Annotated in this window: 25 protein-coding genes and 1 other RNA gene; 11 read left to right on the top strand and 15 right to left on the bottom strand. The window is 62.2% G+C overall.

The window, feature by feature from the left end:
* Positions 1–39: 39 nt before the first annotated feature.
* From BLW55_RS09195 to BLW55_RS09180, 4 genes are all read left to right on the top strand, one after another.
* Positions 40–1,527, top strand: a complete 1,488-nt coding sequence (locus BLW55_RS09195) for a COG4223 family protein (protein ID WP_090328463.1) — start codon at positions 40–42, stop codon at positions 1,525–1,527.
* A 6-nt stretch (positions 1,528–1,533) separates the two neighbouring features.
* Positions 1,534–3,174 carry a heme biosynthesis protein HemY gene (locus BLW55_RS09190; protein ID WP_090328461.1) on the top strand — a complete coding sequence of 547 codons (1,641 nt, stop codon included), beginning with the start codon at positions 1,534–1,536 and terminating at the stop codon, positions 3,172–3,174.
* Positions 3,175–3,260: 86 nt separating this feature from the next.
* Positions 3,261–3,725: a tellurite resistance TerB family protein gene (locus BLW55_RS09185; protein WP_007008384.1), complete on the top strand. Its 465-nt coding sequence runs from the start codon at positions 3,261–3,263 to the stop codon at positions 3,723–3,725.
* 5 nt (positions 3,726–3,730) lie between these two features.
* Positions 3,731–4,516, top strand: a complete 786-nt coding sequence (locus BLW55_RS09180) for a glutamine amidotransferase (protein WP_025031564.1) — start codon at positions 3,731–3,733, stop codon at positions 4,514–4,516.
* A gap of 308 nt (positions 4,517–4,824) precedes the next feature.
* Here the strand turns inward: BLW55_RS09180 and BLW55_RS09175 are convergent, their stop codons facing one another.
* The 3 genes from BLW55_RS09175 to BLW55_RS09160 form a co-directional block, all read right to left on the bottom strand.
* A complete protein-coding gene (locus tag BLW55_RS09175; RefSeq protein WP_090328458.1) occupies positions 4,825–6,015 on the bottom strand; it encodes a vWA domain-containing protein in 1,191 nt (396 codons plus the stop codon).
* Between the two features lie 483 nt (positions 6,016–6,498).
* Entirely contained in the window at positions 6,499–6,945 is a 447-nt protein-coding gene (locus BLW55_RS09165) for a GNAT family N-acetyltransferase (protein ID WP_090328453.1), read from the bottom strand.
* Positions 6,946–7,025: 80 nt separating this feature from the next.
* Positions 7,026–7,862 (bottom strand): AAA family ATPase, encoded by an 837-nt coding sequence (locus BLW55_RS09160; RefSeq protein WP_090329934.1) that lies wholly within the window; start codon positions 7,860–7,862, stop codon positions 7,026–7,028.
* 124 nt (positions 7,863–7,986) lie between these two features.
* Between BLW55_RS09160 and ssrS the strand changes: the two genes are divergently transcribed.
* From ssrS to BLW55_RS09140, 4 genes are all read left to right on the top strand, one after another.
* A non-coding RNA gene (gene ssrS, locus BLW55_RS09155) (6S RNA) lies at positions 7,987–8,143 on the top strand.
* Positions 8,144–8,217: 74 nt separating this feature from the next.
* A complete protein-coding gene (locus BLW55_RS09150; RefSeq protein ID WP_090328450.1) occupies positions 8,218–8,799 on the top strand; it encodes a 5-formyltetrahydrofolate cyclo-ligase in 582 nt (193 codons plus the stop codon).
* 151 nt (positions 8,800–8,950) lie between these two features.
* Positions 8,951–9,775: a TIGR00282 family metallophosphoesterase gene (locus BLW55_RS09145; protein ID WP_007007096.1), complete on the top strand. Its 825-nt coding sequence runs from the start codon at positions 8,951–8,953 to the stop codon at positions 9,773–9,775.
* A gap of 69 nt (positions 9,776–9,844) precedes the next feature.
* The gene (locus BLW55_RS09140) at positions 9,845–10,612 is read left to right on the top strand and encodes a TerC family protein (protein WP_090328447.1); all 768 of its coding nucleotides are present in this window, start codon (positions 9,845–9,847) and stop codon (positions 10,610–10,612) included.
* Positions 10,613–10,618: 6 nt separating this feature from the next.
* On the opposite strand, the gene BLW55_RS09135 is transcribed toward BLW55_RS09140, so the two are convergent.
* Complete coding sequence (locus tag BLW55_RS09135) at positions 10,619–11,425, bottom strand: MBL fold metallo-hydrolase (RefSeq protein WP_090328445.1); 807 nt, start codon at positions 11,423–11,425, stop codon at positions 10,619–10,621.
* Between the two features lie 150 nt (positions 11,426–11,575).
* Between BLW55_RS09135 and BLW55_RS09130 the strand changes: the two genes are divergently transcribed.
* On the top strand, positions 11,576–12,325 hold the full coding sequence (locus tag BLW55_RS09130; RefSeq protein WP_007007093.1) for a YebC/PmpR family DNA-binding transcriptional regulator: 750 nt from the start codon (positions 11,576–11,578) through the stop codon (positions 12,323–12,325).
* Between the two features lie 167 nt (positions 12,326–12,492).
* Positions 12,493–12,792 (top strand): Rdx family protein, encoded by a 300-nt coding sequence (locus BLW55_RS09125; RefSeq protein WP_025029143.1) that lies wholly within the window; start codon positions 12,493–12,495, stop codon positions 12,790–12,792.
* A 37-nt stretch (positions 12,793–12,829) separates the two neighbouring features.
* Here BLW55_RS09125 and rpmE read toward each other — a convergent pair whose 3' ends face one another.
* Positions 12,830–13,051, bottom strand: coding sequence for a 50S ribosomal protein L31 (gene rpmE, locus BLW55_RS09120; RefSeq protein ID WP_007007091.1), 222 nt, complete (start codon positions 13,049–13,051; stop codon positions 12,830–12,832).
* Between the two features lie 205 nt (positions 13,052–13,256).
* Between rpmE and BLW55_RS09115 the strand changes: the two genes are divergently transcribed.
* Positions 13,257–15,062, top strand: a complete 1,806-nt coding sequence (locus BLW55_RS09115; RefSeq protein ID WP_007007090.1) for an ABC transporter transmembrane domain-containing protein — start codon at positions 13,257–13,259, stop codon at positions 15,060–15,062.
* A 206-nt stretch (positions 15,063–15,268) separates the two neighbouring features.
* On the opposite strand, the gene BLW55_RS09110 is transcribed toward BLW55_RS09115, so the two are convergent.
* The 10 genes from BLW55_RS09110 to BLW55_RS09065 all read right to left on the bottom strand — a co-directional run bounded on the left by BLW55_RS09110 (position 15,269) and on the right by BLW55_RS09065 (position 25,542).
* Positions 15,269–15,958: a nitroreductase family protein gene (locus tag BLW55_RS09110; protein WP_090328442.1), complete on the bottom strand. Its 690-nt coding sequence runs from the start codon at positions 15,956–15,958 to the stop codon at positions 15,269–15,271.
* Between the two features lie 79 nt (positions 15,959–16,037).
* Positions 16,038–16,718 carry a GntR family transcriptional regulator gene (locus BLW55_RS09105; protein ID WP_007007087.1) on the bottom strand — a complete coding sequence of 227 codons (681 nt, stop codon included), beginning with the start codon at positions 16,716–16,718 and terminating at the stop codon, positions 16,038–16,040.
* 41 nt (positions 16,719–16,759) lie between these two features.
* Positions 16,760–18,415 (bottom strand): FAD-binding dehydrogenase, encoded by a 1,656-nt coding sequence (locus BLW55_RS09100; RefSeq protein ID WP_090328439.1) that lies wholly within the window; start codon positions 18,413–18,415, stop codon positions 16,760–16,762.
* Positions 18,416–18,495: 80 nt separating this feature from the next.
* Positions 18,496–19,980, bottom strand: a complete 1,485-nt coding sequence (locus BLW55_RS09095) for a carboxypeptidase M32 (protein ID WP_090328437.1) — start codon at positions 19,978–19,980, stop codon at positions 18,496–18,498.
* Between the two features lie 54 nt (positions 19,981–20,034).
* Positions 20,035–21,066: a peptidoglycan -binding protein gene (locus BLW55_RS09090; protein WP_007007084.1), complete on the bottom strand. Its 1,032-nt coding sequence runs from the start codon at positions 21,064–21,066 to the stop codon at positions 20,035–20,037.
* A 1-nt stretch (position 21,067) separates the two neighbouring features.
* Positions 21,068–22,078, bottom strand: a complete 1,011-nt coding sequence (locus tag BLW55_RS09085) for a MotA/TolQ/ExbB proton channel family protein (protein WP_025029149.1) — start codon at positions 22,076–22,078, stop codon at positions 21,068–21,070.
* Positions 22,079–22,325: 247 nt separating this feature from the next.
* Positions 22,326–23,129 carry an inositol monophosphatase family protein gene (locus tag BLW55_RS09080; RefSeq protein WP_007007083.1) on the bottom strand — a complete coding sequence of 268 codons (804 nt, stop codon included), beginning with the start codon at positions 23,127–23,129 and terminating at the stop codon, positions 22,326–22,328.
* A gap of 51 nt (positions 23,130–23,180) precedes the next feature.
* Complete coding sequence (gene efp, locus BLW55_RS09075) at positions 23,181–23,744, bottom strand: elongation factor P (protein WP_007007082.1); 564 nt, start codon at positions 23,742–23,744, stop codon at positions 23,181–23,183.
* A gap of 110 nt (positions 23,745–23,854) precedes the next feature.
* Positions 23,855–24,892: a tetratricopeptide repeat protein gene (locus BLW55_RS09070; protein WP_090328434.1), complete on the bottom strand. Its 1,038-nt coding sequence runs from the start codon at positions 24,890–24,892 to the stop codon at positions 23,855–23,857.
* 2 nt (positions 24,893–24,894) lie between these two features.
* Complete coding sequence (locus tag BLW55_RS09065) at positions 24,895–25,542, bottom strand: thiamine phosphate synthase (RefSeq protein WP_090328431.1); 648 nt, start codon at positions 25,540–25,542, stop codon at positions 24,895–24,897.
* Between the last annotated feature and the right edge of the window lie 45 nt (positions 25,543–25,587).

The raw sequence follows: 25,587 nt of genomic DNA, 5'->3' as shown, positions 1-25,587 counted from the left end.
ACATAGTGCAGGAACCGCCTTTTGCAGTGGAGTTGCCTGATGGTCAAAACGCCGAGAACGCGTCATTCCAAATCCCAGAAGGAGCCGGTGACGATCGATCTGGATCCCGATCAGGTGAAGCGGGAGGCGGTAGACAGGCCTGATGCATCTGGCGAGACAGGCAGACAGACGGCCAGGCCGGAAGCGCAAAAGCCTGCTGAAGCAAAACCGGAGACGGCGAAGGCTGAAGCGGCTGCAAAGTCCACCGGTTCGGACGCATCCAAAGGCGAGACGGCCACAACCGGGTCCAGGGCTAAACCCGCATCGAAGGAGGCCGGCTTCGGGCGTGACGCGAAGACCGGCGATGCCGGTGCGCGCAACGACGATTCTGCCACGAAGTCCGACAAGCCTGCAGCTTCCGCCCCTGCGCCGGCCAAAAGCGGCGGCGGGGCCGGCCGGGCGCTTGCCGGCGGTGTTGTCGGTGGTGTCGTGGCGCTTGCGCTTGCCGGCGGGTTGCAGTGGGCGGGTATTCTGCCAACTCCGGAGAGAGGGAACGATGCAGTCGACCCGGAAGTCGAGACATTGCGCCAACAGGTAAGCGCGCTTGAGAGCAGGTTGAACGAACAGCCTGCCGCCGGCGGCGATAGTGACGCACTTGCAGCCGCATTGAGCGAGGCCCGGGAGCGCGCCGGCGCGACCGAGCAGCGCCTTGCCGAACTGGGCAACGAGATTATGGCGCTGCGTGAATCGGTCTCGTCAGGTGAAGCCGGCGAAGGCCCGGGGCTCGAAGCGCTCTCCCAGAGGCTCGCGGCGCTTGAAGAGCAGACACAGAGCCCTTCTTCTGATGGTGATGCCGGTGCGGCGCTGGAGGGCGTGACCTCGCGGCTTTCCGCTATGGAGACGAGCGTTCAGGGCGCATCCGAAGCGGCCCGCGCGGCAAGTCAGTCAGCGTCCGACAATGCAACGGTCCTTTCCACGCTCAAAAGCGAACTCGATGCATTGAAAGCGCAGGTCGCCGAAGAGGGCGATACGCCGCGCATGGCGCTTGTCATTGCCGCGACGACGCTCAAATCGGCTGTCGAGCGTGGCACGCCCTATGCCAGCGAACTCGAGACCTACACCACGATTGCCCCGGAGAGCGAGGCCGAGGCGCTCGCGCCGCTTGAGGCGAATGCGGCAGCCGGTGTGCCGAGCCGCGCCACGCTTGCTGCCGAGGCGCCCGAAGTGGCGAGCCGCATCGTCGCCGCAGTCACGCGCCAGTCCGGTGAAGGCGAGGGTGGCATCATCGACAGCCTGATGGCGAGTGCCCGTTCGCTCGTGGTGGTGCGGCCCGTGGGGAGCGTCGAGGGCGACGGGCCGGATGCGATCGCTGCACGCATGGAAGCGGCCATTGTCGCAAACGATTATGAAAAGGCACTTGCCGAATATGAGACGCTGCCGGAAGCTGGTAAAGAGGCTGCCGCCGATTTTGCCGAGAGGCTTCGCGCCCGCCAGGCCGCCGACCAGATATTGAACAGAGCGCTCGCTGATGCGCTGAAGGGGGCATAAGCGCAGATGTTCCGAATTCTTTTCTACCTTGTTGTTGTCTTCCTGCTGGGGCTGGGCTTTGCTTGGCTGGCCGAGCGCCCCGGCGATCTTGTCGTCACCTTTGCGGGCTATCGCTATGAGGTCTCCCTCATGGTGGCTGCGGTCGCGATTGTTGCCATTGTTGCGGCAGTGATGATCCTGTGGTGGCTGATCCGCAGCATCTGGACGAGCCCCTACACCGTTGCCCGCTATTTCCGCGTGCGCCGCCGCGATCGCGGCTATCAGGCGCTCTCCACCGGCATGATTGCCGCTGGCGCCGGCGATGGCGGCCTTGCAAGACGCATGAGCCAGCAGGCGGCCAAGCTCATCTCCTCCGATCAGGAGCCGCTTATCCACCTGCTCGATGCGCAGGCCGCGCTTCTCGACGGCGACCGGCAGGCAGCCCGTGACAAGTTCACCGCCATGCTCGACGATCCCGAGATGCGCCTGCTGGGGCTGCGCGGGCTCTACCTCGAAGCCGAGCGGCTGGGCGAGCGGGAGGCCGCGCGCCACTATGCCGAGCGTGCGGTGGAGAATGCACCACAGCTCGAATGGGCGGTGAATGCGGCACTTGAAGGCAAGACCGGCGAGGGTGATTGGGACGGAGCGCTGAAGCTGCTCGACAGCCGCAGGGCGACGGGCAAGGATGCGCGCGAGAGCGTTGCCGGCCGTCGTGCCGTCCTGCTCACGGCCAAGGCCATGGACGTGCTCGACGCCGATCCGCAGGCTGCCCGGACCACGGCTCTGGAAGCGCACAAGCTGCGGCCGGATTTCGTGCCGGCGGCTGTGACGGCGGCCAGGGCGCTCTTCCGCCAGAACGAGCTGCGCAAGGGGTCCAAGGTCCTTGAAACCGTCTGGAAAAAGGAACCGCATCCCGAGGTCGCCGACGCGTATATCCATGCGCGCCCCGGCGATTCCACACAGGACAGGCTGGCGCGCGCCAAAAAGCTTCAGTCGTTAAAGCGCAACAATGTGGAATCGGCGCTGGTCGTCGGTCGTGCCGCCCTTGATGCCGGCGAATACAGGCTGGCACGCGAATCCTGCGAGGCCGCTGCCCGCCTCGGGCCGCGCGAAAGCGTCTATCTGCTTATGGCCGACATCGAGGAAGCCGAGACGGGGGATCAGGGCCGCGTGCGCCAGTGGCTGGCAAAGGCGCTGCGTGCGCCGCGCGATCCCGCCTGGGTGGCCGACGGCTATGTGGCCGAGCGCTGGGCGCCGGTCTCGCCCGTCACCGGCAAGCTCGATGCCTTCGAGTGGCGCATGCCGATGGAACGGCTGGCGCAGGTGGTGGAAGGCGAGGAGGACTTCTCGCCCGCCCCGGCCATCGCGGCGCCGAAAGAGGAAGAAGAAGCGGATGAACCGGCCAAGGTAGAAGCCGAAACGGTGGTGATCGAGGCGGAGCCCGTTGAGGTTGAGAAGCCGAAGGAAGCGGAGCCGGCTGACGCTGCCGCAGAGGCGGTGGCGAAACCGGAAAAGCCCGAGCCGCCTGCGGAAACCGCACCGGTCAACGGGCAGAAGGCAGCGTCCGCAAAGAAGGATAATCCTGCCAAACCGCCACTGCCCGATGATCCCGGCGTGGACCCGGACGACAAGGACAGCTCGACGCAGAGCCCCTTCCGCCTATTCTAAGTTTGAGACACGGCGATTCGCCCCGGGCCTGCCCGGGCCGCTCCGGGGCGGATCGCTCCCCCAATTGACCCGAACCGCAGGCGCTCATGTTCGACAGTATCCTGTCCTTTCTGAAAGACCTTCCAGGCAACAGCCGGCAAACGGCTCTGAAACCGGAAGATGACCCGCGCGTGGCTGCTGCCGCACTCCTGTTTCACGTGCTGGATGCCGATGGTATCCGCGAGGCATCCGAAGTCGAGAAGCTCAAGGAAACCCTGTCCAGCACCTACAATGTGACGGGTGCGGAACTCGAGAAACTCCTCAGGGCCGGGGAGAAGGCGGAGCAGGAGGCGATCGACCTCTATGCCTTCACCAGCGTTCTGAAACGGCATCTGGACGCGGATGCGCGCAAAGCCTTCATCGGCCTGATGTGGGGCATCGTCTTCGCCGATGGCGAGATGCACGAGCTGGAGGATAACCTTGTCTGGCGGGTGGCCGAGCTTATCGGTGTCGACAACCGGGACAGGGTGATCCTGCGTCAGGAAATGCAAGAGAAGTACGCCAAGAGCTGAGCGCCATGGAGATCGACCCGAGCCGCAGGATTTTGATCGTTCTGCATCAGGAAACCTCGAGCGCGGGGCGTGTCGGCCAGGTGTTGCAGGCAAGCGGCTTCTCGCTGGATATCCGCCGCCCGCCGCTGGGCCACGCCTTGCCTGAAACGCTTGAAGGCCACGCGGGCGTGGTGATGTTCGGTGGCCCGATGAGCGCCAACGATCATGATGATTTTGTAAAACGCGAGACCGACTGGCTTTCCGTGCCTTTACGGGAGAACAAGCCCTTTCTCGGTATTTGCCTCGGGGCGCAATTGCTGGTGAAGCATCTGGGCGGCCAGGTGAAAAGCCACGATGATGGACTGGTGGAGATCGGCTGGTATCCGTTGCGCGCCACGGAGGCGGGCCGCAAGCTCATGCATTGGCCCGAAATGGTCTACCAGTTTCACCGTGAAGGCTTTTCCCTGCCGAAGGACGCCACGCTTCTCGCCACCGCCGAACACTATCCCAATCAGGCTTTCCGCTATGGTGAAAATGCCTGGGGGGTGCAGTTTCATGCCGAACTGACCCGCGCCATGATGCAGCGCTGGGTGGTGCGCGGTGCGCATCGTTTCGTCATGCCCGGTGCCCAGCAGGGGCGCGATCATCTGGGCGGGCGACTCATCTGGGACCGGCATCTGAAACAGTGGCTGGTGGAATTTCTGGAACTGATTTTCGGGCGCGAATGCGCCGGAACGCTTCAGACGGGAGACGAAGCGAAGGGGCAGCATCCCGTGGGCCGGCGTATGGTTGGGCGCAGGGGGGTGGCTTAGGCTTAGGAAAGATTGATCGCGGCATTGGCCCCCCTCTGCCCTGTCGGGCATCTCCCCTCAAGGGGGAGATTGGCTGAAGTGCCGAAGGCACCTACCTATCAGCGTTGGAGCGGTTCACCGTTTCACGGAAACGCCACTCCGTTCTATCTATCTGTTTTTTCGTATTTATGCGGACGTCAGTTGATTCCACCTGACTGCAAAAAGCCTTAGTGACTAGCGAAATCAATGACCCGATTGATCTCCCCCTTGAGGGGGAGATGTCCGGCAGGACAGAGGGGGGTATTTAGCGTAAACGTTGTCCCGTGCACTCAATGCCGGCGCGAGAGCTCCCGCGTTGCCGCTTCCAGCCCGGCCAGCGTCATCGGATACATGCGGCCCGAGAAAATCTCCTGGAGCATCTGGATAGAGTGGGTGTAACGCCAGTGCTTCTCCGGCACCGGATTGAGCCACGCGGCATTCGGCCATTGCTGGAGAACGCGGTTTAGCCAGACGTGCCCGGCTTCCTCGTTCCAGTGCTCCACCGAGCCGCCGGGATAGGCTATTTCATAGGGGCTCATCGAGGCGTCGCCGACGAAGATCACCTTATAGTCAGGCCCATATTTGTGGAGCACGTCGAAGGTCGGTGTCACTTCGGAATAGCGGCGGCGGTTGTCCTTCCACACACCCTCATAGAGGCAGTTGTGGAAGTAGAAATATTCCATGTGCCTGAACTCGGCGCGGGCTGCTGAAAACAACTCCTCGACGATGCGGATGTGATCGTCCATCGACCCGCCCACATCGAAGAACATAAGAAGCTTCACCGCGTTGCGCCGTTCGGGCCGGGTTTTGACATCCAGATAGCCGTGCTCCGCCGTCGCCTGCACTGTGCCGGGAAGATCGAACTCCTCTTCCACGCCCTCGCGCACCCAGCGGCGCAGCCGCTTCAAAGCGACCTTGATGTTGCGCGTGCCGAGTTCCACCGCATCGTCGAAGTTCCTGAACTCGCGTTTGTCCCACACCTTCACCGCGCGGCGGTGACGCGATTCATGTTGCCCGATCCGAACGCCTTCCGGGTTGTAGCCATGGGCCCCAAAGGGGGAGGTGCCGGCGGTGCCGATCCACTTGCTGCCGCCCTGATGACGGCTCTTCTGCTCGGCAATACGCTCCTTCAGCGTCTCCATCAGTTTCTCGAAGCCGCCCATGGCCTCGACCAACTTCTTCTCTTCCTCGCTGAGGTGCTTTTCGGCCAGTCGGCGCAGCCATTCCTCGGGGATCGCCTCCGGGGCGACACCATCGCCGCCTGACACCGCTTCGACACCCTTGAAGACATGCGAGAACACCTGATCGAACCGGTCGATATGCCGCTCGTCCTTCACCAGCGCAGCGCGTGCGAGATAGTAGAAGGCCTCCACATCATGGGAGACAAGCTCCTTCTCCATCCCCTCCAGCAGCGAAAGATATTCGCGCAGCGAAACGGGAACGCGCGCGGCTTTCAGCTCGAGGAAGAAGGGAATGAACACTTTAACTAAAAACTTTCAGCTGGCGTTTGGCTCATGTTGGAACAAATCCCATACAACAGGAGCCATGGAAACGCATCAACTGCATTCCCTGATACGCTCGGCGGAGTCCCTCATCGGTTTCTGGTGGCAGGATGACCGTAGGAACTGGTGCGCCTACTGTGGAATTTCGATGCGGCGCCGTGCCGCCACAGGCAAGCCTTTGCCTCTAACCAAGGCAACACGCGATCATGTTGTCCCTCGTGCCTATGCACCCGGGCTGCACACCCTGCCATGCTGTCTTGAATGCAACCGTGCTAAGGGTGCTCAGTCCGTGGCGGAGTTTCTCTCCAGCTCGTACTTCGCAGAAAAGAGGAAGCGGAAGCATCGCCACCAATGGCCCCTTCCTCATCTGTGGTTCGTCGCCGGGCTCGCCTATCTGAAGAAAAGTTACACGCTCAACGGACAGGCCCGTAAGGGCGAGCATAAAAAGGACGGTTGCCGGGCCTAGCGCCGCTGATACTTGATAAATGGCGTCAATTTCGCGATCCGGTCATAGAGTTTGCGGGCGGTTTCGTTGAAGTCCTGCGTCATCCAGTAGACATTTGCCGCGCCTGCCTCATCCGCCTTTTCGTAGACCGCCTCGATCAGCGCCCGGCCGATGCCCTTTCCGCGTACGGCGGGGTCGGCGTAGAGATCCTGCAGATAGCAGTTGTTGCCCACCGTCCAGCAGGTGCGGTGGAGCATGTAATGGACAAGGCCGACAGGCTTTCCATCCACCTCTGCGATCAGGCCATTGGGTTCGTATTCGCCATCATCGAAGAGCCGCTTCCATGTGGTGGCGTAAACCTCGTCGGGCACGCTCGTCTTGTAGAATGTCAGATAGTCCGTCCAAAGCCGGCGCCATTCGGCGTCGTCGGTTTTTGCGAGCGGGCGGATGGTGATGTCGGTCATGGTGTTCTCCCTCATGTTTCCGGCACTGTCAGGCGGCGGTGGCGTTTCTGACAAGGGCCAGGGCGGCGGAGGCTTTGCGCCTATTGCCGCCGCGCCATGAAGGCGAGTTTCTCGAAGAGGTGAACGTCCTGCTCGTTTTTCAGAAGCGCGCCATGCAGGCGGGGCAGGGCATTCTTCGCTTCGCTACGCAGGTCTTCCGGCGCCACATCGTCGGAGACGAGAAGCCTGATCCAGTCCAGCGCCTCGGAGGTTGACGGCTTCTTCTTCAGCCCCGGCACGTCCCGGATTTCGTAGAACTGGGTGAGGGCGGCAGACACCAGGTTCTTCTTGATGCCGGGGTAGTGAACCTCGACAATGTCGGCCAGCGTCTCGGCATCGGGAAAGCGGATATAGTGGAAGAAGCAGCGGCGCAGAAAGGCGTCGGGCAGTTCCTTCTCATTGTTCGAGGTGATGACGACGATGGGCCGGTGGACCGCCTTCACCGTCTCGCCGGTCTCGTAGACAAAGAACTCCATCTTATCGAGTTCCTGCAACAGGTCGTTGGGAAACTCGATGTCGGCCTTGTCGATCTCGTCGATGAGGAGCACCGTTTTGCGGTCGGCCGCAAAGGCTTCCCACAGTTTGCCGCGCCTGATGTAGTTCTTGATGTCGTTGAAGCGCTCATCGCCGAGCTGGCTGTCGCGCAGGCGCGACACGGCGTCATATTCGTAAAGCCCCTGCTGCGCGCGCGTGGTGGATTTGACGTGCCACTCGATCAGATCCAGTCCAAGGGCGGCTGCCACCTGTTTGGCGAGCTCCGTCTTGCCGGTGCCGGGTTCGCCTTTCACCAGAAGCGGACGCTCCAGCGCAATCGCCGCGTTCACGGCCACCATCAGATCCTTGTCGGCGACGTAATCCGCCGTGCCTTCAAAACGCATGCGCATCAGTCCTTGCGGTGTTGTTCCAGCTCAAAAGTCGAGCGCGACCCTATTGGGTGAAATTTGCGCGCGCAAGTGCGCGAATGCCTCTGGCGAAGCAGGGGGCGGAAGACTATATTGCGCATGCGGTCTGCGCTTCCCGACAGGAATCTAATTCCCCGGGGCCTTATCGATCCTTAAGGGAGCTGTCCCTGGTCTCGCCCGTGGGCTTGGCTACACGGCGCCCACCTACTTTGTAGGTTCCCGGGATCGTGTATTCCATCGGTCGCCGTGGATCGCCACTCTTTCCCTTTGCTCTCTGCGGTTTGCCTGATTATCGTCGCGTGATGTCGAGACACGCCACACACCATTCCGCATGAATACCTCCCGCGATCTGAAAAAAGAACTCCGTGCCGCTGCGCTTGCGCGCCGCGATGCGCTGGATGCCGCGTGGCGCGTGGATGTGGGGCAGCGGCTTGCCACCCATGCGGATGCGCTGGCGCCGTCGCCGGGGGGCGTGGTCTCCGGTTTCTGGCCGATGCGCTCTGAAATGGATGTGCGTCCGCTGATGACCGCACTTGCCGCACGTGGTGCACGCATCGCGCTGCCGGCCATTCTCGATAAAACCACCATCGTCTTCCGCGAATACCTGCCCGATGCGCCGATGATCGATATGGGGTTCGGTACTATGGGACCGGGCGAGGGCACGGCGGTGCTCGATCCCGACGTGATGCTGGTGCCGCTCGCGGCCTTCGACGCGCGGGGCCATCGCATCGGCTATGGAGCGGGCTATTACGATCGCGCCATAGCGCGACTGAAGGCAAAGGGCCTCGCGCCGCGCCTGATCGGCATCGCCTTTGACTGCCAGGAGGTCGAGCATGTGCCCGACGAGGCGCATGACCAGCCACTGTCGGAAATCCTTACCGAGGCGGGTCTGCGGCGTTTCAATGGCGGGTAGGGGCATTTGGGCTTTTCACCAGTGCCAGACTTGGTCAAGATCGCCGTGCGTCCATCCGGACGCACAAAGGACGATCTAGACTATCAATTGAGCATCGGAATAATCCGAAAACCGGATTCCACTTTTCGGTCCGATGCTCTAGAAGCGGCGCATGAGATTTTTGTTTCTTGGCGATATGGTCGGCCGCGCGGGCCGCACGGCGGTCTGGGAAAAGCTCCCCGGCCTGATTTCCGATTTCCGGCTGGATTTCGTGGTGGTGAATGGCGAGAACGCCGCAGGCGGTTTCGGCATCACCGAAGAGATTTTCCGGGCTACGCTTGATGCCGGCGCCGATGTGGTGACGACAGGCAATCACGTCTGGGATCAGCGCGAGGCGCTGACCTTCGCCCCGCGCGAGGAGCGCTTCCTGCGGCCGGCGAATTTTCCCAAGGGCACGCCGGGCCGCGGTTCGGGTGTCTACATGGCGAAGAATGGCGCGCGGGTTCTTGTCTCCAACATCATGGGCCGGGTCTTCATGCATCCCGAACTCGACGATCCCTTCGCCTGCGTGGAGGATGTGCTGGCCGCCTGTCCGCTGGGCGATCAGGCCGATGCCGTCATTCTCGATTTTCATGCCGAAGCAACGTCCGAGAAGATGTGTTTCGGTCACTTCGTCGATGGGCGGGCGAGCCTCGTCGTGGGCACGCACACGCACCAGCCGACGGCGGATCACCAGATCCTCAACGGCGGGACTGGCTATCTCTCCGATGCCGGGATGTGCGGCGACTACGATTCCTCGCTTGGCATGGACAAGGAAGAACCGCTGAACCGTTTCACCGCAAAAGTGCCCAAGGGGCGCTTCGAGGCGGCATCCGGCCCTGCCACGATTTGCGGCGTCGGGCTGGAGATTTCCGACCGTACCGGACTTTGCGAGAAGATTGCCCCATTGCGCCTCGGGCCCCGGCTTGAGGAAACCGTTCCCGCCTTCTGGCGTTGACGCTGGGCGCGTGCACGCATAACTCTGCGAAACGCTATATTTGAACAATTGCCAGCGAGGGGTGCTGCAATGGAATGGCTTGCCGGTCACTTTGAGTTTGTCTCCAATCCGGAAGCCTGGGTCGCGCTTGTGACCCTGGTGGTGCTTGAGATCGTTCTCGGCATCGACAATCTGATCTTCATCTCCATCCTGACGAACAAGTTGCCACAGGAGCAGCAGGCGCGGGCACGGCGCATCGGCATCAGCGCGGCCCTGATCCTGCGGCTGGCGCTGCTCGCCACCATTTCCATCATCGTGCAGCTCACCGAGCCCGTGTTTGAGCTGTTCGGCCACGGTTTCTCGTGGCGTGATCTCATTCTCATTGCCGGTGGTCTCTTCCTGGTCTGGAAAGCCACGAAGGAAATTCACCATTCGGTCGATCCCGACGATGGCAAGGAGAACATGATGGGCAAGGTCACGATGACAGCTGGTGCTGCCATCGTTCAGATCCTGCTTCTCGATCTGGTGTTCTCGATCGATTCCATCATCACCGCCGTCGGCATGACCGATGAGATCGCGATCATGTTCATTGCCGTCATCTCGGCCGTGACCGTGATGCTGATAGCTGCCGAACCGCTGTCGCGCTTCATTGCGGCCAACCCGACCGTGGTCATGTTGGCGCTCGCTTTCCTGCTGATGATCGGCATGACGCTTATCGCAGACGGCATGGGCTTTCATGTGCCCAAGGGCTACATCTACGCCGCCATGGGCTTCTCGGCGCTGGTCGAGGGGCTCAACATGCTGGCTCGGCGCAAGCGGGCGCGTGACAAGGCGCTGGCAGAAGGTTCGGCCGAATAGGTACGGCTAAACGCCGTCCAGGATGACGATGGTCGGTCGCCGTGGCAGGTTGTCAAGCGCCACGGTGATCGTCCGTCCCTCGCGGAAATCCAGCTCGAAACCACCGCCCATCCGGCTTGTGAAGGCGCTGAGCGGCGTGGAATGACGGTGCATTGGCAGGATGACGGACGAGGAAAGCCGGCGCGCGATTTCGCTCATGCCGTCGAGCGAGAGCGTCAGTCCGCCATCGACGGGCACCATCACCACGTCGAGCCTGCCGATCGCCGCATAGTCACTGTCGTCGAGCCTGTGGTGCAGGTGTCCCAGATGGCCAATGCACAGGCCGGCAACCTCGAAGATGAAGATGGAGTTGGCGTCCGGCTCCATCGTGCCATAGCGGTGGATGTCGGTCGTCACATTGCGGATATAGACGTCTTCCACGAGAAGTGAATGCCGCGCCGGCCCGCCTTCCGGGTTCCAGCCCGGCAGCACATGCTCGATGGCCGGGTCGGGATTGCGGGTGAAATGCGTGCCATGCGCCTTGTTCATGGTGACGACACGCGGCACCGGACTGGCGCCATGGGCGCCCGAGAAATCGGTGGCGATGGTCACGCCGGCGGGCGTCTCGATGATATAGGTGGAGTGTCCCGCATAGGTGATGTCAACCGGTTCGGCGCTTGCAGCGGTTGGGGTGGCGAACGAGGCGTAGATCACGCCGGGCGTGGCCTGCGCCATGGCAAGGCAGGTGCTTGGCCGCTCGGTTTGCGCCCAGGCGGCGGCAAGTGGTGCGAGCAGAAATGTCAGTAAGCTTGCGGTCAGTCGGAAGGCATTCATCTGCTTCTCCCGTGTGAGCAGGGGCCGATGGTACGGCAAAGCGCGACAACGCGCCACGTTTGGCCGCCGGCGGTTCTGGACGTTGGCCGGCATTTTCACTATAAGGCGGCGTTATTCCGTTGCATTCAAAAGACCGTGAGAAGGAGCCCCATGGCCGGTCATTCCCAATTCAAGAACATCATGCACCGCAAGGGCCGGCAGGATGCCGTTCGCTCGAAGATGTTTTCCAAACTGGCGCGCGAAATCACCGTCGCTGCCAAGATGGGACTGCCCGACCCGGCGATGAACCCGCGCCTGCGCCTGGCCATCCAGAACGCCAAGGCCCAGTCCATGCCGAAGGACAACATCGAGCGCGCCATCAAGAAGGCGGCAGGCGGCGATGCGGAGAACTATGACGAGGTGCGCTATGAGGGCTACGGCCCGGGCGGCGTCGCCGTGATCGTCGAGGCGCTGACCGACAACCGCAACCGCTCTGCCTCCAACATTCGCGCCGCCTTCACCAAGGCCGGCGGGTCGCTTGGCGAGACTGGCTCGGTGGCCTTCATGTTCGACCGCGTCGGAGAGATCATCTATCCGACCGACAAGGGCGATGCCGACACCGTGATGGAAGCCGCCATCGAGGCCGGTGCCGAGGATGTCCAGTCGGATGAGAACGGCCATGTCATCACCTGTGCCTTCGAAGATATTGGCGACGTCACAGCGGCGCTGGAAGCCTCGCTGGGCGAGGCCGAATCCGTCAAGGCGATCTGGCGTCCGCAGACCGGAACGCCCGTCGATGAAGAGCGTGCGCAGTCGATCCTCAAACTGGTTGCCACGCTTGAAGACGACGATGACGTGCAGAACGTCTACGCCAATTTCGAGGTGGATGACGAAACGCTCGCAAAACTCAGCGCGGCCTGACTGCGCTTCTGCCGGGCATGGGTGTCCGGCAGAAGCCGCTGGCGAATGGCTGGACCGCTTCAGCGTTTCGAGGAATCGACAATGCGGTCTGACTGCTTGTTTTCACGCAATTCCGGACGGAAAACCGGTCTCCACTTTTCCTGGAATTGCTATAGGGACGGGGTGGCATGAAAGAGCATCGCGTCGCGATTACCTATTGCACCCAGTGCCAGTGGCTCCTCCGGTCCGCGTGGCTCGCGCAGGAGCTTCTCTCCACCTTTTCCACAGAGCTTTCGGAAGTGGCGCTGCGTCCGGGCACGGGCGGCGTTTTCGAGGTCACCTGCAACGGCATCCTCATATGGGAGCGCAAGCATGACGGCGGCTTTCCGGACGCCAAGACGCTCAAACAGCGCGTGCGCGATGTGATCGACCCGGAGCGCGATCTTGGACACATCGACAAGCAGGCAACAAAAAACCCGCCCTCGTGAGGCGGGTTTTCTGCAACTTCCGTAGCGATAGGGCGGCTTAGATGCCGAGGCCCTGGTAACGCTGCTTGAACTTCGACACGCGGCCACCGCGGTCCATCAGCGACTGCTGACCGCCGGTCCAGGCCGGGTGCGTGGACGGGTCGATGTCGAGCTGAAGCGTATCGCCTTCCTTGCCCCAGGTGGAGCGCGTCTCGTACTCGGTGCCGTCCGTCATGACGACCTTGATCGTGTGATAGTCGGGATGAATATCGGCTTTCATCGGCTTGTCCTGAATTTGGTCGGGGTGACAATCCACTCCGCACTTGCGGCAATTGCACCCATCCTGAAAACTTGAAGCCGTGGCCAAGGAAGGCTACGGCTTCGGAATTGGTTGGCGAGCCTATACATCAGGTCCGGCGACAAGACAAGAGTTGAGCGGCGTACAAATTGCCGCTCTCGGGCATGGTGTGAAAAAGGGAAAGCCAATGGCGCGCACACAAACGGCGTCGGATGAGAGGCAACAGGCAGCGAAGCGGCGGTCTCTTAAGCCGCTCAGGCGCCTTCTGCCCTATGTCGGTCGCTATCGCGGTCTTGCTGCCTGCGCTGGATTTTTCCTCGTCATCGCGGCCATTGCAACGCTCACGCTTCCGCTCGCCGTGCGCCGCATGATCGATCACGGTTTTTCGGAATCGGATTCGATCTTCATTGCCAATTACTTCTCCATGCTGATTGTGGTGGCAGCCGTGCTGGCCGTTGCCTCGGCGGGCCGCTATTTCTTCGTCATCACACTTGGCGAGCGTGTCGTCAGCGATCTCCGGCGCGACGTGTTCGACCATGTGACGCGCTTGTCTCCGGGCTTTTTCGACACGGTTCAGTCGGGCGAGATTGTCTCGCGCATCTCCGCCGATGCGACGCAGGTCAAATCCGCCGTGGGTGCCACAATCTCCCAGGCGCTGCGCAATGTGATCATGGGGCTGGGGGCCGTCGGCATGATGGTCGTCACGAGCCCGCGGCTCTCGCTGCTCGTCGTGGCGGCGATCCCCGTCATCGTGCTGCCACTGGTGGCCTTTGGGCGCTCCGTTCGCCGGCGGTCGCGGTTTGCGCAGGACACGCTGGCCGATGCCACGGCCTATGCGGGCGAGCAGATCGGTGCGATGCGGACGCTGCAGGCCTTTACGGGCGAAGCTGAGGCAAGGGGGAAGTTTTCCGAGGCGATAGAGACGGCGTTTGCGGCGGCGCGTTCTTCCATCTTTGCGCGATCCTTTCTCACCTTCTTTGCCATTTTCATGACCTTCAGCTCGGTCGTGGCCGTGTTGTGGTTCGGTTCGCGTGATGTGCTGTCGGGTGCGATGTCACCGGGCACGCTTGGACAGTTCCTGCTCTATTCGGTGCTTGCGGCAGGCGCGCTGGGTGCTTTGTCCGAAGTCTGGGGCGAACTTTCGCAGGCTGCCGGTGCGGCGGAGCGCATGAGCGAGCTTCTGGCCGAAGAACCGGTCATCACCGCACCAGCCAATCCGGTCGCCTTGCCCGATGCTGCACGTGGGGCCGTAGCCTTCGAGGATGTGTCTTTTGCCTATCCGACCCGGCCGGACCGGTCGGCCATTCACGGTCTTGCATTTTCTGTGGAGCCGGGTGAAACGGTCGCCATTGTCGGTCCGTCAGGCGCTGGCAAGACCACACTCTTCTCGCTGCTCCTGCGGTATTACGATCCCGATTCCGGCGTGATCCGAGTGGACGGCGTCGACGCGCGGAAGGCCGATCCGCAGGCTCTGCGGGGCCGTATGGCAATCGTTCCGCAGGATGTCACCATTTTTGCCGCCAGTGCGGCGGAGAACATTGCCTTTGGCCGGCCGGACGCCACACTTGCCGAAGTCGAGGCTGCAGCCAAAGCCGCACTGGCGCATGACTTCATCAGCGAACTGGCAAACGGGTACGACACACCGGTGGGCGAGCGCGGTGTCACCCTGTCGGGCGGTCAGCGTCAGCGCATGGCCATTGCGCGCGCGATATTGCGCGATGCGCCGATCCTGCTTCTCGACGAAGCGACATCGGCGCTCGATTCGCAAAGCGAGACACTGGTGCAGCAGGCGCTGGAGCATCTGATGAAGGGACGTACCACGCTTGTCATCGCGCACCGGCTGTCGACGGTGCTGAAAGCCGACCGCATTCTCGTGATGGATGGGGGGCGCATTGTTGAAGAAGGCACACATGCCGAGCTCGTGGCGGCAGGAGGCGTCTATGCGCAGCTTGCAAGCCTGCAGTTCAATGCCTTTGGGGAGGCTGCGGAGTAGTGTCGTTTCATGAGGAGTGAAGTCGGCTTCCCCGTCGGGGAACGGGCATGGGTGCCAGGTCATTCCGGGCATGACGAAAGAGCAGGGTGTCTCGCCTTGAAGCGCTTGCAGACCGACACGAGCCCCGTTGCCGGTCCGTTGCGCAGGAAGCTCCTTTTGTCGCCCCTCGTCATCCTCTTTTCGAGGACCCATGTTCTTTCTACCCCTCAGAGGAAGGTGGCGATCTCCTCCAGCGGCTTCTTTTCCATCGCATGTTCGGGAATCGTTGCTCCCTCTTTCGGGTATCCGACGACCATCAAAATATAGGGTTTGTCGTGCGGGTCACGGCCGCACAGTTCGTTGAGAAAGCTCATCGGGTTGGGCGTGTGGGTCAGTGTTGCGAGACCGGCCCTGTGCAGCGCGGCGATGAGAAATCCGGTGGCGATGCTGACCGATTCGGGCACATAGTAATTCTTGCGCTTCACGCCATCGGCAGAGCGGCTGCGGCGTTCGCCGAACACGCAGATCAGCCACGGTGCTTCTTCCAGAAACGGCTTGCTCGCATCGGTGCCGAGTGGCGCCAGTGCCTGCAGCCATTCTTCGCCGGCGCGGCCTTCATAAAACGCCTTCTCCTCGACCTCGGCTGCTTCGCGGATCTGCTTTTTCACGGCAGGGTCGCCAATGACGGCGAAATGCCAGGGCTGATGATTTGCGCCGTTGGGTGCCGTGCCTGCAGCCCTGATGCAGGTCTCGATGATGTCGCGCGGGACGGGCCGGGAGGAAAAGTCGCGCACCGTATGCCGGGTGCGGATCTCGTCGTAGAAGGCCTGCGCCCGCCTGCGCATCTCGTCAAGCGGAAGCTCATTGTAGTCCGGCAGGGGTACGGGACGGTATTCCTGAACTGGCTGCGTGCTCATATGAGCATCTCCTCCCGATTGTCTTATATTATTGTCGGACAATCCAATGTTATGGTTTCGGCGTCAAGTCTTGCCCGGCTTAATCAGTCCGGGTGGTGGAGACCTGCGCGAAATGGTCGTCGGGCAGCGACTGGATCAGGGTTCTTGCGTTTTCGATATGGCCGAGCATCGCTGCTTCCGCGCCGGATGCATCATTGGCCTTTACGCATTCGGTCAGACGCTGGTGCTGCCGGTTGGTTTCAAACACCTGTTGCCTGTCCACCAGAATACGGAACTGCAGCCAATAGAGCGAGTTGGAGAGCCTCGTCAGTGTCTCGTTCAGAAGCGGGTTGTTCGCCGTCTCCCGAAACAGGCGGTGAAAGCGGGCGTTCAGCTCCGAGAACCGGTTCATGTCGCCCGCTTCTGCGGCGGTGTCCAGGCCGTGCTGAATGTCGATCAGGGAAGCGGGTGCCCGGTGAAGCGCGGGAAGGGCGAGTTTCACCGCGAGCGCTTCCAGTGCGCCACGCACCTGAAACAGATTGTCCACCTCGGGGCGTGAGAGCTGCCGCACGGCAACGCCGCGATGGGGTTCAGCCGAGAGGAGCCCGTCCGCAGTCAGACGGCGAAACGCTTCGCGCAGGGAGGAGCGTGAGACGCCGAGCCGGCTGGTAAAATCACTCTCGGTCAGCCGCTGGCCGGGCACGAGCCGCCCGGTGCGCACGGCCTCTGTCACAGCGGTGGCAACGATCTCCACGGTGGATCGGGAATCGGTCTCTTCCATTGGGAGACAGTGTGCCGGGAGCGACCGTCTGGCAAGCCTGTTCAGCGGCCGGCGGCGTGGCGTCCGGCGTTGCGGCCGGAAAAGATGCAGCCGCCCAGGAAGGTGCCTTCCAGTGCGTTGTAACCGTGATAGCCGCCACCGCCGAAGCCCGCCACCTCTCCGGCGGCGTAGAGACCGGGGATGGGCTCGCCGTCCGCATCCAGCACCTGGCTGTCGAGATTGGTGTGCAATCCACCCAGTGTCTTGCGGGTGAGGATGTGTAGCCGCACCGCGATCAGCGGCCCGCTGCCAGGATCAAGAATCCTGTGCGGTCGGGCGGTGCGCACCAGCCTGTCACCGAGATAGGCGCGTGCACCGCGAATGGCGGTCACCTGTGCGTCCTTGGAAAAGGCGTTGCCGATCTCGCGGTCGCGCGCGTCGATCTGCGCCTTGAGCCGGTCATGATCGATCAGCGGTTTGCCTGCGAGCGTGTTCATGGCTTCCACCAGTGATTTCAGATCGTCGCGGACGATGAAATCCTCACCTTTCTCCTTGAACGCTTCAACCGGTGGTGGCGCGCCCTTGCCGCGGCGGCTTTTCAAAACCTCGATCCAGCGCTTCGACGTCAGGTCCGGATTCTGCTCGGAGCCAGAGAGAGCGAACTCCTTCTCGATGATCTTTTGGGTCAGCACGAACCAGGAATAGTCGTAGCCGGTCCCAAGAATGTGCTTCAGTGTTGAGAGCGTGTCGAAACCCGGCATGCAGGGCGCGGGAAGGCGGTTGCCTTCGGCATCGAACCAGAGCGAAGAAGGGCCGGGAAGAATGCGAATGCCGTGATCGGGCCAGATTGGCGCCCAGTTCTTCACGCCTTCCGTATAGTGCCACATGCGATCGGTGTTGATGGTGGCCGCACCCGATTTTCGGGCAATGCCGATCATGCGGCCGTCGACATGATGCGGGACGCCGGCGATCATTGTCTTCGGTGCGGGGCCGAGCCGTTTCGTCGGCCAGTTTCTGCGCACCAGGTCCAGATTGCCGCCAATGCCGCCGGAGGCGACGATCACGGCATCGGCAGTGAACTCGAAATCGCCGACGATGTCGCGTCCTGACTTTTGACCGCGCTCCACCGTCGAAGGTTCCAGGATTTCGCCCGCCACGCCGGAGATCGCGCCCTTCCGGCGTACAAGGCGGCTTGCCTGATGGCGAAACTTCATTGCAATGCGGCCGGTTTTGGCATGGGCGAGAATGCGCCTGGCGAAAGGCTCCACCACACCGGGGCCGGTTCCCCACGTGATGTGAAAGCGGGGTACCGAATTGCCGTGACCATCGGCGAGGCTGCCGCCACGTTCCGCCCAGCCCACCACTGGGAACCAGCGCATGCCCATGGCATGGAGCCATGGACGCATCTCGCCGGCGGCAAAGTCGATATAGGCTTCGGCCACCCTGCGGGGCCAGAAATCTTCTTCACGGTCGAACTGCGCCGAGCCCATCCAGTCCTGCAGGGCGAGTTCGCGGCTATCGGCGATGCGCATCCGCCGCTGCTCGGGACTATCGACGAAGAAGAGCCCGCCCAGCGACCAGAAGGCCTGTCCACCGAGCCCGTTTTCGCCTTCCTGTTCAAGCAGTGCAACGCGCTTGCCGGCGTCGGCCAGTTCGGCTGCCGCCACCAGTCCGGCGAGGCCGGCGCCGACGACGATCGCATCGAATTGATCAGCCATGTCTCCTCCCAAAGCGGCCGATGGCGAGTGTCGGCTGCTTTGGTGGGATGAGCAAGTGCGATTGAGCGCAGCCCCGGTGCCTATGCGCCGTAGCGCTGTTCCAGATGCCTTGTGAAATGGGCCGCATTGAGCGGCTCGCCGGTCGCCTGTTCGATCAGGTCCGGCGTGGAGAGCCGGGAGGCCTGCGACCAGATCTTTTCGCGCCGCCATGCGTTCACCGCCTCGAACTGGCCCCGGGCGAACTGCTCGTTCACGTCCGGAATGTCCTTCTCGATCGCGAACCATTGCTGCGCGGCGATCATGGCGCCGAGCGTGTAGGAGGGGAAATAACCGAAGGCGGCGGAGGGCCAGTGGACATCCTGCATCGGCCCATCCTGCGGCGTGTCGATCGTTGACAGGCCAAGATAGGCTTTCATCTTTTCGTCCCAGGCTTCCAGCAGATCGCGGGCTTCGAGCCTGCCGGCGATCAGATCCTGTTCCAATTCGAAGCGCAGGATGACATGCAGCGGATAGGTCACTTCGTCCGCATCAACACGGATCAGCCCGCGCTCCACATGGTGCACATGGGCGAGGATTTCGTCTTTCGACCATTTTTCGCCGAGATGCTTCTCCACCACCGGCAGCGCCCATTCCCAGAAAGCCGGATTGCGGCCGATCTGCTTTTCGACAAACAGGCTCTGGCTTTCGTGCATCGCCATGCCCCGCGCCCTGCCGAGCGGCCAGTGCGCCCATTCGTGCGGCAGGTTCTGCTCATAGAGCGCGTGGCCGGTTTCATGCAGGATGCCCATCAGCGAAGAGAGAAACTCGTCGGTGCGATAGCGCGTGGTGATGCGCACATCGGTCGGAACGCCGCCGCAAAACGGGTGGTGCGAGACAGAGAGGCTGCCGCGTGTTAGGTCGAAACCGACCGCCGCCATCATCGCCAGTCCAAGCTCGCGCTGCCGCTCGACCGGGTAATTTCCCGACAGCGGGCGCAGCGGATTCTTCGCCCGTTTCTTTTTCTGGATTTCCAGCGCGTTTGGGACGAAATCGACCAGAAACGCCTTCAAATTCTCGAAAACGGGAGCGATTTCCGCCGTTCTGTTGCCGGGGTCGAACTGCTCCATCAGCGCATCATACGGGTCGAGGTCGAGCACGTCGGAGCGACGCGCAGCCTCTTCCCTCGCCATCTCGATAACGCCTTCGAGAGCCGGCAGGAAACCGGCCCAGTCGCCCTTCGGCCGGGCCTCGCGCCAGAGCTGCTCGCAGCGCATGCGGGTGCGTGTCTGGCGTTCCACGAAGTCGGATGGCAGGCAGGTGAGGTTGACGTAGTGGCGGCGGAATTCCGCGACTGCCGTTTTCTGATCGGCGTTCAGGTCTTCCTGCCCTGCCGCCTTGATCCAGTCGGCGATTTCGGGTGCGGTCGCCTGACGATGCGCCATGCCGGCGAGGGTGGACATGGCCTCGGCACGTGCTTCGCCACCGCCGGGCGCCATATGCGTTGCCTCATCCGCACCGAGGATTGCCAGCGCATGGTCGAGCGCTTCCAGCCTGTGGCCAAGGTCATCGAGTTTCTGGAAGGACATGAAGTTCCTCATACGCGTGGAAGGAGAGCAGGGACAGCCCTGCAGAAGGAAAGATCAACGCTCGGTAAGCTTCAGCTCGATGCGGCGGTTGCGGGCACGGGCTTCGGCGGTGTCTTCGGTGTCGAGCGGCTGATATTCGCCGAAGCCGGCGGCAACGAGCCGGTTCGCCGGCACGCCGTTTTCGATCAGAAACTTGACGACGGCCGTGGCGCGCGCGGTTGAAAGCTCCCAGTTGTCGCGGAAGCGTCCGGTGCCGGAAAGCGGCACGTCATCCGTATGGCCGTCGACGCGCAGAACCCAGTTGATTTCGGGTGGGATCTCTTTCTGCAGTTCGAGAATGGCGTCTGCCAGCTTGCGCATTTCCTCGCGGCCATTGGGATTGATCTCCGTGGCGCCGGAGGGGAACAGAACTTCCGACTGGAACACGAAACGGTCACCAACGATGCGAATGTTTTCGCGGTCGGAGAGGATTTCGCGCAGACGGCCGAAGAAGTCGGAGCGATAGCGGTTCAGTTCCTGAACGCGCTGGGCCAGCGCGACGTTGAGGCGGCGCCCGAGATCGGCGATCTTGGTGCGGGATTCGCGGTCGCGCTCTTCAGAAACCTCAAGGGCGGCTTCCAGCGCACCGATCTGTTTGCGCAGTGCTGAAATCTGCTGGTTCAGAAGCTCCACCTGCGACAGCGCGCGCTGGCTGACCTGACGTTCTTCATCAAGGGCGCCGGAAAGTTCACCGATCCGGGCTTCGGCCTGCTCGCTCTGGCCGCTGCCGCTTGCCAGAATCTGTTCCAGCCGCGAGCGGTCGGCGCGAATGTCCTCGAGCGAAGCGCGCAGGTTGGCGATGGTGTCTTCGGCATCCTGGCTGTTGGCCTGCTCAAGAGCAAGAAGCTGCGTCAACTCGTTGATCTGGGCGTTCAGCCGGTCGAGCACGGCATCCTTGCCGGTGATTTCCTGGCTGAGAAAATACTGCGCCAGAACGAAGACGGAGAGCAGGAACATGATGGCGAGCAGCAGCGTCGCCATGGCATCCACGAAACCCGGCCAGTAATCGACCCGCCGGTCTGTGCGGCGTGCGCGGGCGAGCGCCATGTCAGCCTTCCCGCTTTTTCAGTGCAGCAGACAGTTTTTCGAGCGTGGCGCGCATGGCTTTCTGCTCATCGGCCTGGGCTTCCACCCAGTCGCGCATCATCTGCTGTTCCTGGCGCATGTTCTTGACGAGGCCGGATATGCCTTCGGCGAGGTTGGCCATGGAGGCGGTCAGGCGGGGGCTGGACGTGCCTTCTTCCTGGGCGGCGCGCAGCTTGTCGGCAAGCTGCTGCATCTCCTCGGAAGCGCCGTTGCGGCCTTCGGAAAGATCCGAACCCAGATCCGTGACGGAGGAGAGCCAGTTTTCAAGCTCTGTGTAAAACCGGTTCTGAGCCCGGCCAGCCTGCAGGTCGAGAAAGCCCAGGATCAGCGAGCCGGAGAGGCCGAAGAGCGAGGAGGAGAACGCCGTTCCCATGCCTTCCAGCGGCGCGGAAAGGCCGGATTTCAAAGCATCCAGAACGTCGTTGGCATTGCCGGAGGCGGGGTCCAGAGACTGGATGGTGTCGCCGATGGAACCAATGGTCTGCAAGAGACCCCAGAAGGTGCCGAGCAGGCCGAGAAAGACCAGAAGGCCGATCAGGTAGCGCGAGATGTCGCGGCTTTCATCAAGGCGCGTTGCAATGGAATCGAGAATGGAACGCATGGAGCTGGTCGATAGCGCCATGGAGGAGGCACGGCTCAAAAGCGCTTTCATCGGTGCGAGCAGAACGGGATCGGATGCTTCCGAACCCGCACGGAAGGAGTTGACCCACCGCACTTCCCGAAACAGGCGCGTGACCTGCATGAAGGCAAGCAGAATGCCGATCAGGAGAACACCGAGGATCAGGCCGTTCAGGCCGGGGTTGGTCTGAAAGGCGGAAGCGATCTGCCGGTAGAGAATGGCAGCCACGAAGCCTGCTATCGCCAGAAAAACCAGCATGGAATAGAGGAAGACCTGCGGGCTCGAGAGCGTGTGCGGGTCGTAATCGAGCCCAACGGATGGTTCGGCGTCCTCACGCGATTTCAGCAAGGCCATCAGCTCCTCGTATCCATTGCGGTGCAGAACCACTACTGATTCCTGTATCGCGCAGGATTCTAATCGCAAATATGACGAAATTGAAAGTCGCGCACAGCATCATGTGATGCCGGGATCAGCTTTTGCCATCCTGAAGCCCGAGGAGTGACCGCAATGAGCCCGCCAAATCGCGCAGGCAGCGCCAGATGCCCTCGCTCTTCGGCACACTCAGGGTGAGGGCTGCGGATATGCCTGGTGGGTGTGTAGGTCAGCTCTTCTGGGGAGCGGGCCTGGCCAGGGTCTTGAGCAGGGCGCGGTGAATGGCTTCATTGCCGGCGACGATCTGGCCCGTGTCGAACATTTTGTCGCCGCCCTTTTTATCGCTGACAAACCCGCCGGCTTCGCGCACGAGGATGATGCCTGCTGCAATGTCCCATGGGGAGAGCGTGTCTTCCCAGAAGCCGTCCATGCGCCCTGCGGCGACATAGGCGAGATCCAGCGCCGCCGAACCGAGCCGGCGGATGCCGGCCGTCTCGCCCATGACGTTGCGCAGGTCGAGAAGGGCGGTGCCATGATGGCCGCGTCCCAGATGCGGGATGCCCGTGCCGACAACCGCGTCGGACAGCCTGCTGCGGGCCGCAACGCGCAGGCGGCGGTCGTTCAGGAAAGCGCCACCACCGCGTTCGGCAGTGTAAAGCTCGTCCATCGCAGGGTTGTAGATCACACCGGCGACGATCTGCCCCTGACGCTCCAGGGCAATCGAGATCGAGAAGATCGGGATGCCGTGCAGGAAGTTCGTCGTGCCGTCGAGCGGATCGACAATCCAGCGGTGCTGCGGGTCGTCACCTTCGACCGTGCCGCTCTCCTCCATAAGGAAGGAATAGCCCGGACGGGCACGCGCCAGTTCGGCATGGATGATTTCCTCGGCCTTGCGGTCGGCCTGGCTCACATAGTCACCGGGGCCTTTCAGCGAAACCTGCAGGTTCTGCACCTCGCCGAAATCGCGTGCGAGGGAGCGGCCTGCCTTCATGGCAGCCTGAACCATGACATTGATGATCGCCGAACGGGCCATGGGGGAAGAGCCTTTGTGACTTGAAGTTTCGGTAAGCGCGCCGGGCGGACGTTATTCGCCGCGGCGCAGATAGGTGATTTCGTTGGTGTCGACCACGATCTTCTCGCCGGCCTCGATGAAAGGCGGGACCATGACGCGCACGCCATTCTCAAGCACGGCCGGCTTGTAGGAGGAGGCCGCCGTCTGGCCTTTCACCACGGGATCCGCTTCAGCGATCGTGAGCGTGACCTGATCAGGCAGGGAAATGCCGATGGGCTTTTCTTCGTAGAGTTCCACGGTCACGGTCATGCCATCCTGCAGGAACGCGGCGCGGTCGCCGACGAAATCCTTCTGCAGTTCAAGCTGTTCGTAGGTTTCGGAATCCATGAACACCAGCGCATCCTCCTGTTCATAGAGGAAGCTGAAGTCCTTCTGCTCGAGGCGCACGCGCTCGACCGTCTCGGCCGCGCGGAAGCGCTCGTTGAGCTTGGTGCCGTCGATCAGGTTCTTCAGCTCGACCTGGTTGTATGCGCCGCCCTTGCCGGGTTTCACAGCGTTGGTCTTAACTGCAACCCAGAGGCCGCCATTGTGTTCAATGACGTTGCCGGGGCGGATTTCGTTGCCGTTGATTTTCATGTGATCGTCCTGCGGGTCTCAAGCGCGCAGTCACGCGCAATTCGGCGCTTCCAAGACCATAAAACGGGGTTCAAGGCAAGCCGCGCGCCGGATTGTGATCCAGGAAAATCTCAGCGAAGCCGATTTGCGCGCTGGATCGCATCTTTCATTTCTTCCGGCGTGAGGCCGGCAAGGAAATCCTCGTTCTCGGGGTCAATGAGGCCAGCCCGGCGGGCGGAGACATACCAGGCCGCGCCCTCGATGACGTTTGCCTCAACCCCGACACCGGCACGGTAGAGCTTGGCAAGTCGGTTTTGTGCCGCGACATTGCCGCCTTCAGCCGCGCGCTTGAGCCAGCCGAAGCCGGCCTGCGTGTTGCGCGCGCCGCCGCGCCCTTCCACCAGCCAGGTCCCGAGGTCCAGCTGCGCGGTGTCGAAGTTCTGCATTGCCGATCTCTCGAGCCAGCTCCGGGCGACTTTGTCATCTGCCTGCCGGCCGCCAAAGCCGTTGGCGTAAACCTGGGCCATGGCGTACTGCGCGTCGGCGAGACCGGCGTTGGCAGCCTTTTCGTAATAGCTCACCGCACGTTTCTGGCTTTCGAAGCTGGATTGCCGGTCGAGGATCATCTGGGCGAGATTGAACTGGGCGAGCCGGTTGCCCTTGTCCGCCGCAATCTGCATGAGCTCGAACGCCCGGTCCGTATCCTTTTCAACGAAGTTTCCGTCGAGCAGCATAAGCGCATACTGGAACTGGGCTTCAGGAACGCCCTGCTGTGCGGCTTTCGAATACCATTCTGCCGCTTTGGTGGCGCTGCGGGGCATGCCGAGGCCACGCGCATAGATTTCGGCCACAAGGGTTTGCGCGGCTGCGTCGCCGGCTTCCGCACGCGGCAGCGCGAGATTGTGCGCGGTGATGTAGTAGCCGCGCTGGAATGCACCATAGGCGGCGTCCGGCAGTTTGCCGAAACGATCCGGGTCCACCTGGTCGACCGTGGGGGCTGAAAGGGGACGGTCGCCCGGCGGTTGCAGGCGATCGGACATGGGCTCGCTTGCCTGAGGGGCGCCGGAGCCTGCCGTTTCCGGCTCGACATTGCCGGCAGCGCGTGCGTTTCCCGCAAGCCCGCAAAATGCGGCGGCAAGGAGCAAGGCAGGAAGGAAACGTGGGCGCATGATCAGGCTCCCTCAACTTGCTGTGCGGCCCTGTCGAGGATGGAATTGGCTTCGGCCACCGCTGCCGCGGGATCGGTCTCATCGGCAAACACTGCGGCGCAGAGCGCGGTGAAATCCGAACCGCTTGCCGAGACTGGCTCGACAGAGGCAATGGTGTTGCCGCCCATCACGATGCAGGGAATTTCGACCATCTCGGACCACCAGGTGCCGAGGGTCAGATTGCGGGGATGAGGTTCTGGTTTGTTATCGTAGCCAAAGCGGCCGAAGAACAGATAGTCGGGCTGCAACTCTCCATACTGAAGGGCGTCGTCGCGGGTTTTCACGCCGCCGACCCCGATCATCATCCGGTCCTGATATTTCTCGATCACGTCGGCGAGCTCTTCGAGCGATCCCTCGACATGAATGCCGTCGGCCTTGACGCGGGCGGCGATGCGCGGCGCGCCGGCGATCATCACCGCGACATTGCGGGCCTGTGCAATGGGGGTGAGGCGCTCGGCGCGGGCCTGGAAACTGACTTCATCCTGTCCGTAATCGGGGATGATCAGCGAGGCGACGTCTCCCCCTGAGAGTGCGGCCTCCAGATGCGCTTCGTCATTGGCAGCCGTTTCGGGCGGCGGTGCGATCAATACGAGGCGGCAGCGATTGGTCATTTGGCAACTCCTCAAGCCTGTTCGTGATTTGCCCGCGTGGCGAAA

The organism is Nitratireductor aquibiodomus, from assembly GCF_900105565.1.
Classification (GTDB): Bacteria; Pseudomonadota; Alphaproteobacteria; order Rhizobiales; family Rhizobiaceae; genus Nitratireductor; species Nitratireductor aquibiodomus.
This window is presented reverse-complemented; position numbering and strand designations above follow the sequence as displayed.

What these genes read in the sequence shown, in the direction of transcription:
- BLW55_RS09195 (WP_090328463.1), top strand. Translation starts at nt 40, where the DNA reads ATGGTCAAAACGCCGAGAACGCGTCATTCCAAATCCCAGAAGGAGCCG.
- BLW55_RS09190 (WP_090328461.1), top strand. Translation starts at nt 1,534, where the DNA reads ATGTTCCGAATTCTTTTCTACCTTGTTGTTGTCTTCCTGCTGGGGCTG.
- BLW55_RS09185 (WP_007008384.1), top strand. Translation starts at nt 3,261, where the DNA reads ATGTTCGACAGTATCCTGTCCTTTCTGAAAGACCTTCCAGGCAACAGC.
- BLW55_RS09180 (WP_025031564.1), top strand. Translation starts at nt 3,731, where the DNA reads ATGGAGATCGACCCGAGCCGCAGGATTTTGATCGTTCTGCATCAGGAA.
- BLW55_RS09165 (WP_090328453.1), bottom strand. Translation starts at nt 6,945, where the DNA reads ATGACCGACATCACCATCCGCCCGCTCGCAAAAACCGACGACGCCGAA.
- BLW55_RS09160 (WP_090329934.1), bottom strand. Translation starts at nt 7,862, where the DNA reads ATGCGTTTTGAAGGCACGGCGGATTACGTCGCCGACAAGGATCTGATG.
- BLW55_RS09150 (WP_090328450.1), top strand. Translation starts at nt 8,218, where the DNA reads ATGAATACCTCCCGCGATCTGAAAAAAGAACTCCGTGCCGCTGCGCTT.
- BLW55_RS09145 (WP_007007096.1), top strand. Translation starts at nt 8,951, where the DNA reads ATGAGATTTTTGTTTCTTGGCGATATGGTCGGCCGCGCGGGCCGCACG.
- BLW55_RS09140 (WP_090328447.1), top strand. Translation starts at nt 9,845, where the DNA reads ATGGAATGGCTTGCCGGTCACTTTGAGTTTGTCTCCAATCCGGAAGCC.
- BLW55_RS09135 (WP_090328445.1), bottom strand. Translation starts at nt 11,425, where the DNA reads ATGAATGCCTTCCGACTGACCGCAAGCTTACTGACATTTCTGCTCGCA.
- BLW55_RS09130 (WP_007007093.1), top strand. Translation starts at nt 11,576, where the DNA reads ATGGCCGGTCATTCCCAATTCAAGAACATCATGCACCGCAAGGGCCGG.
- BLW55_RS09125 (WP_025029143.1), top strand. Translation starts at nt 12,493, where the DNA reads ATGAAAGAGCATCGCGTCGCGATTACCTATTGCACCCAGTGCCAGTGG.
- rpmE (WP_007007091.1), bottom strand. Translation starts at nt 13,051, where the DNA reads ATGAAAGCCGATATTCATCCCGACTATCACACGATCAAGGTCGTCATG.
- BLW55_RS09115 (WP_007007090.1), top strand. Translation starts at nt 13,257, where the DNA reads ATGGCGCGCACACAAACGGCGTCGGATGAGAGGCAACAGGCAGCGAAG.
- BLW55_RS09110 (WP_090328442.1), bottom strand. Translation starts at nt 15,958, where the DNA reads ATGAGCACGCAGCCAGTTCAGGAATACCGTCCCGTACCCCTGCCGGAC.
- BLW55_RS09105 (WP_007007087.1), bottom strand. Translation starts at nt 16,718, where the DNA reads ATGGAAGAGACCGATTCCCGATCCACCGTGGAGATCGTTGCCACCGCT.
- BLW55_RS09100 (WP_090328439.1), bottom strand. Translation starts at nt 18,415, where the DNA reads ATGGCTGATCAATTCGATGCGATCGTCGTCGGCGCCGGCCTCGCCGGA.
- BLW55_RS09095 (WP_090328437.1), bottom strand. Translation starts at nt 19,980, where the DNA reads ATGTCCTTCCAGAAACTCGATGACCTTGGCCACAGGCTGGAAGCGCTC.
- BLW55_RS09090 (WP_007007084.1), bottom strand. Translation starts at nt 21,066, where the DNA reads ATGGCGCTCGCCCGCGCACGCCGCACAGACCGGCGGGTCGATTACTGG.
- BLW55_RS09085 (WP_025029149.1), bottom strand. Translation starts at nt 22,078, where the DNA reads ATGGCCTTGCTGAAATCGCGTGAGGACGCCGAACCATCCGTTGGGCTC.
- BLW55_RS09080 (WP_007007083.1), bottom strand. Translation starts at nt 23,129, where the DNA reads ATGGCCCGTTCGGCGATCATCAATGTCATGGTTCAGGCTGCCATGAAG.
- efp (WP_007007082.1), bottom strand. Translation starts at nt 23,744, where the DNA reads ATGAAAATCAACGGCAACGAAATCCGCCCCGGCAACGTCATTGAACAC.
- BLW55_RS09070 (WP_090328434.1), bottom strand. Translation starts at nt 24,892, where the DNA reads ATGCGCCCACGTTTCCTTCCTGCCTTGCTCCTTGCCGCCGCATTTTGC.
- BLW55_RS09065 (WP_090328431.1), bottom strand. Translation starts at nt 25,542, where the DNA reads ATGACCAATCGCTGCCGCCTCGTATTGATCGCACCGCCGCCCGAAACG.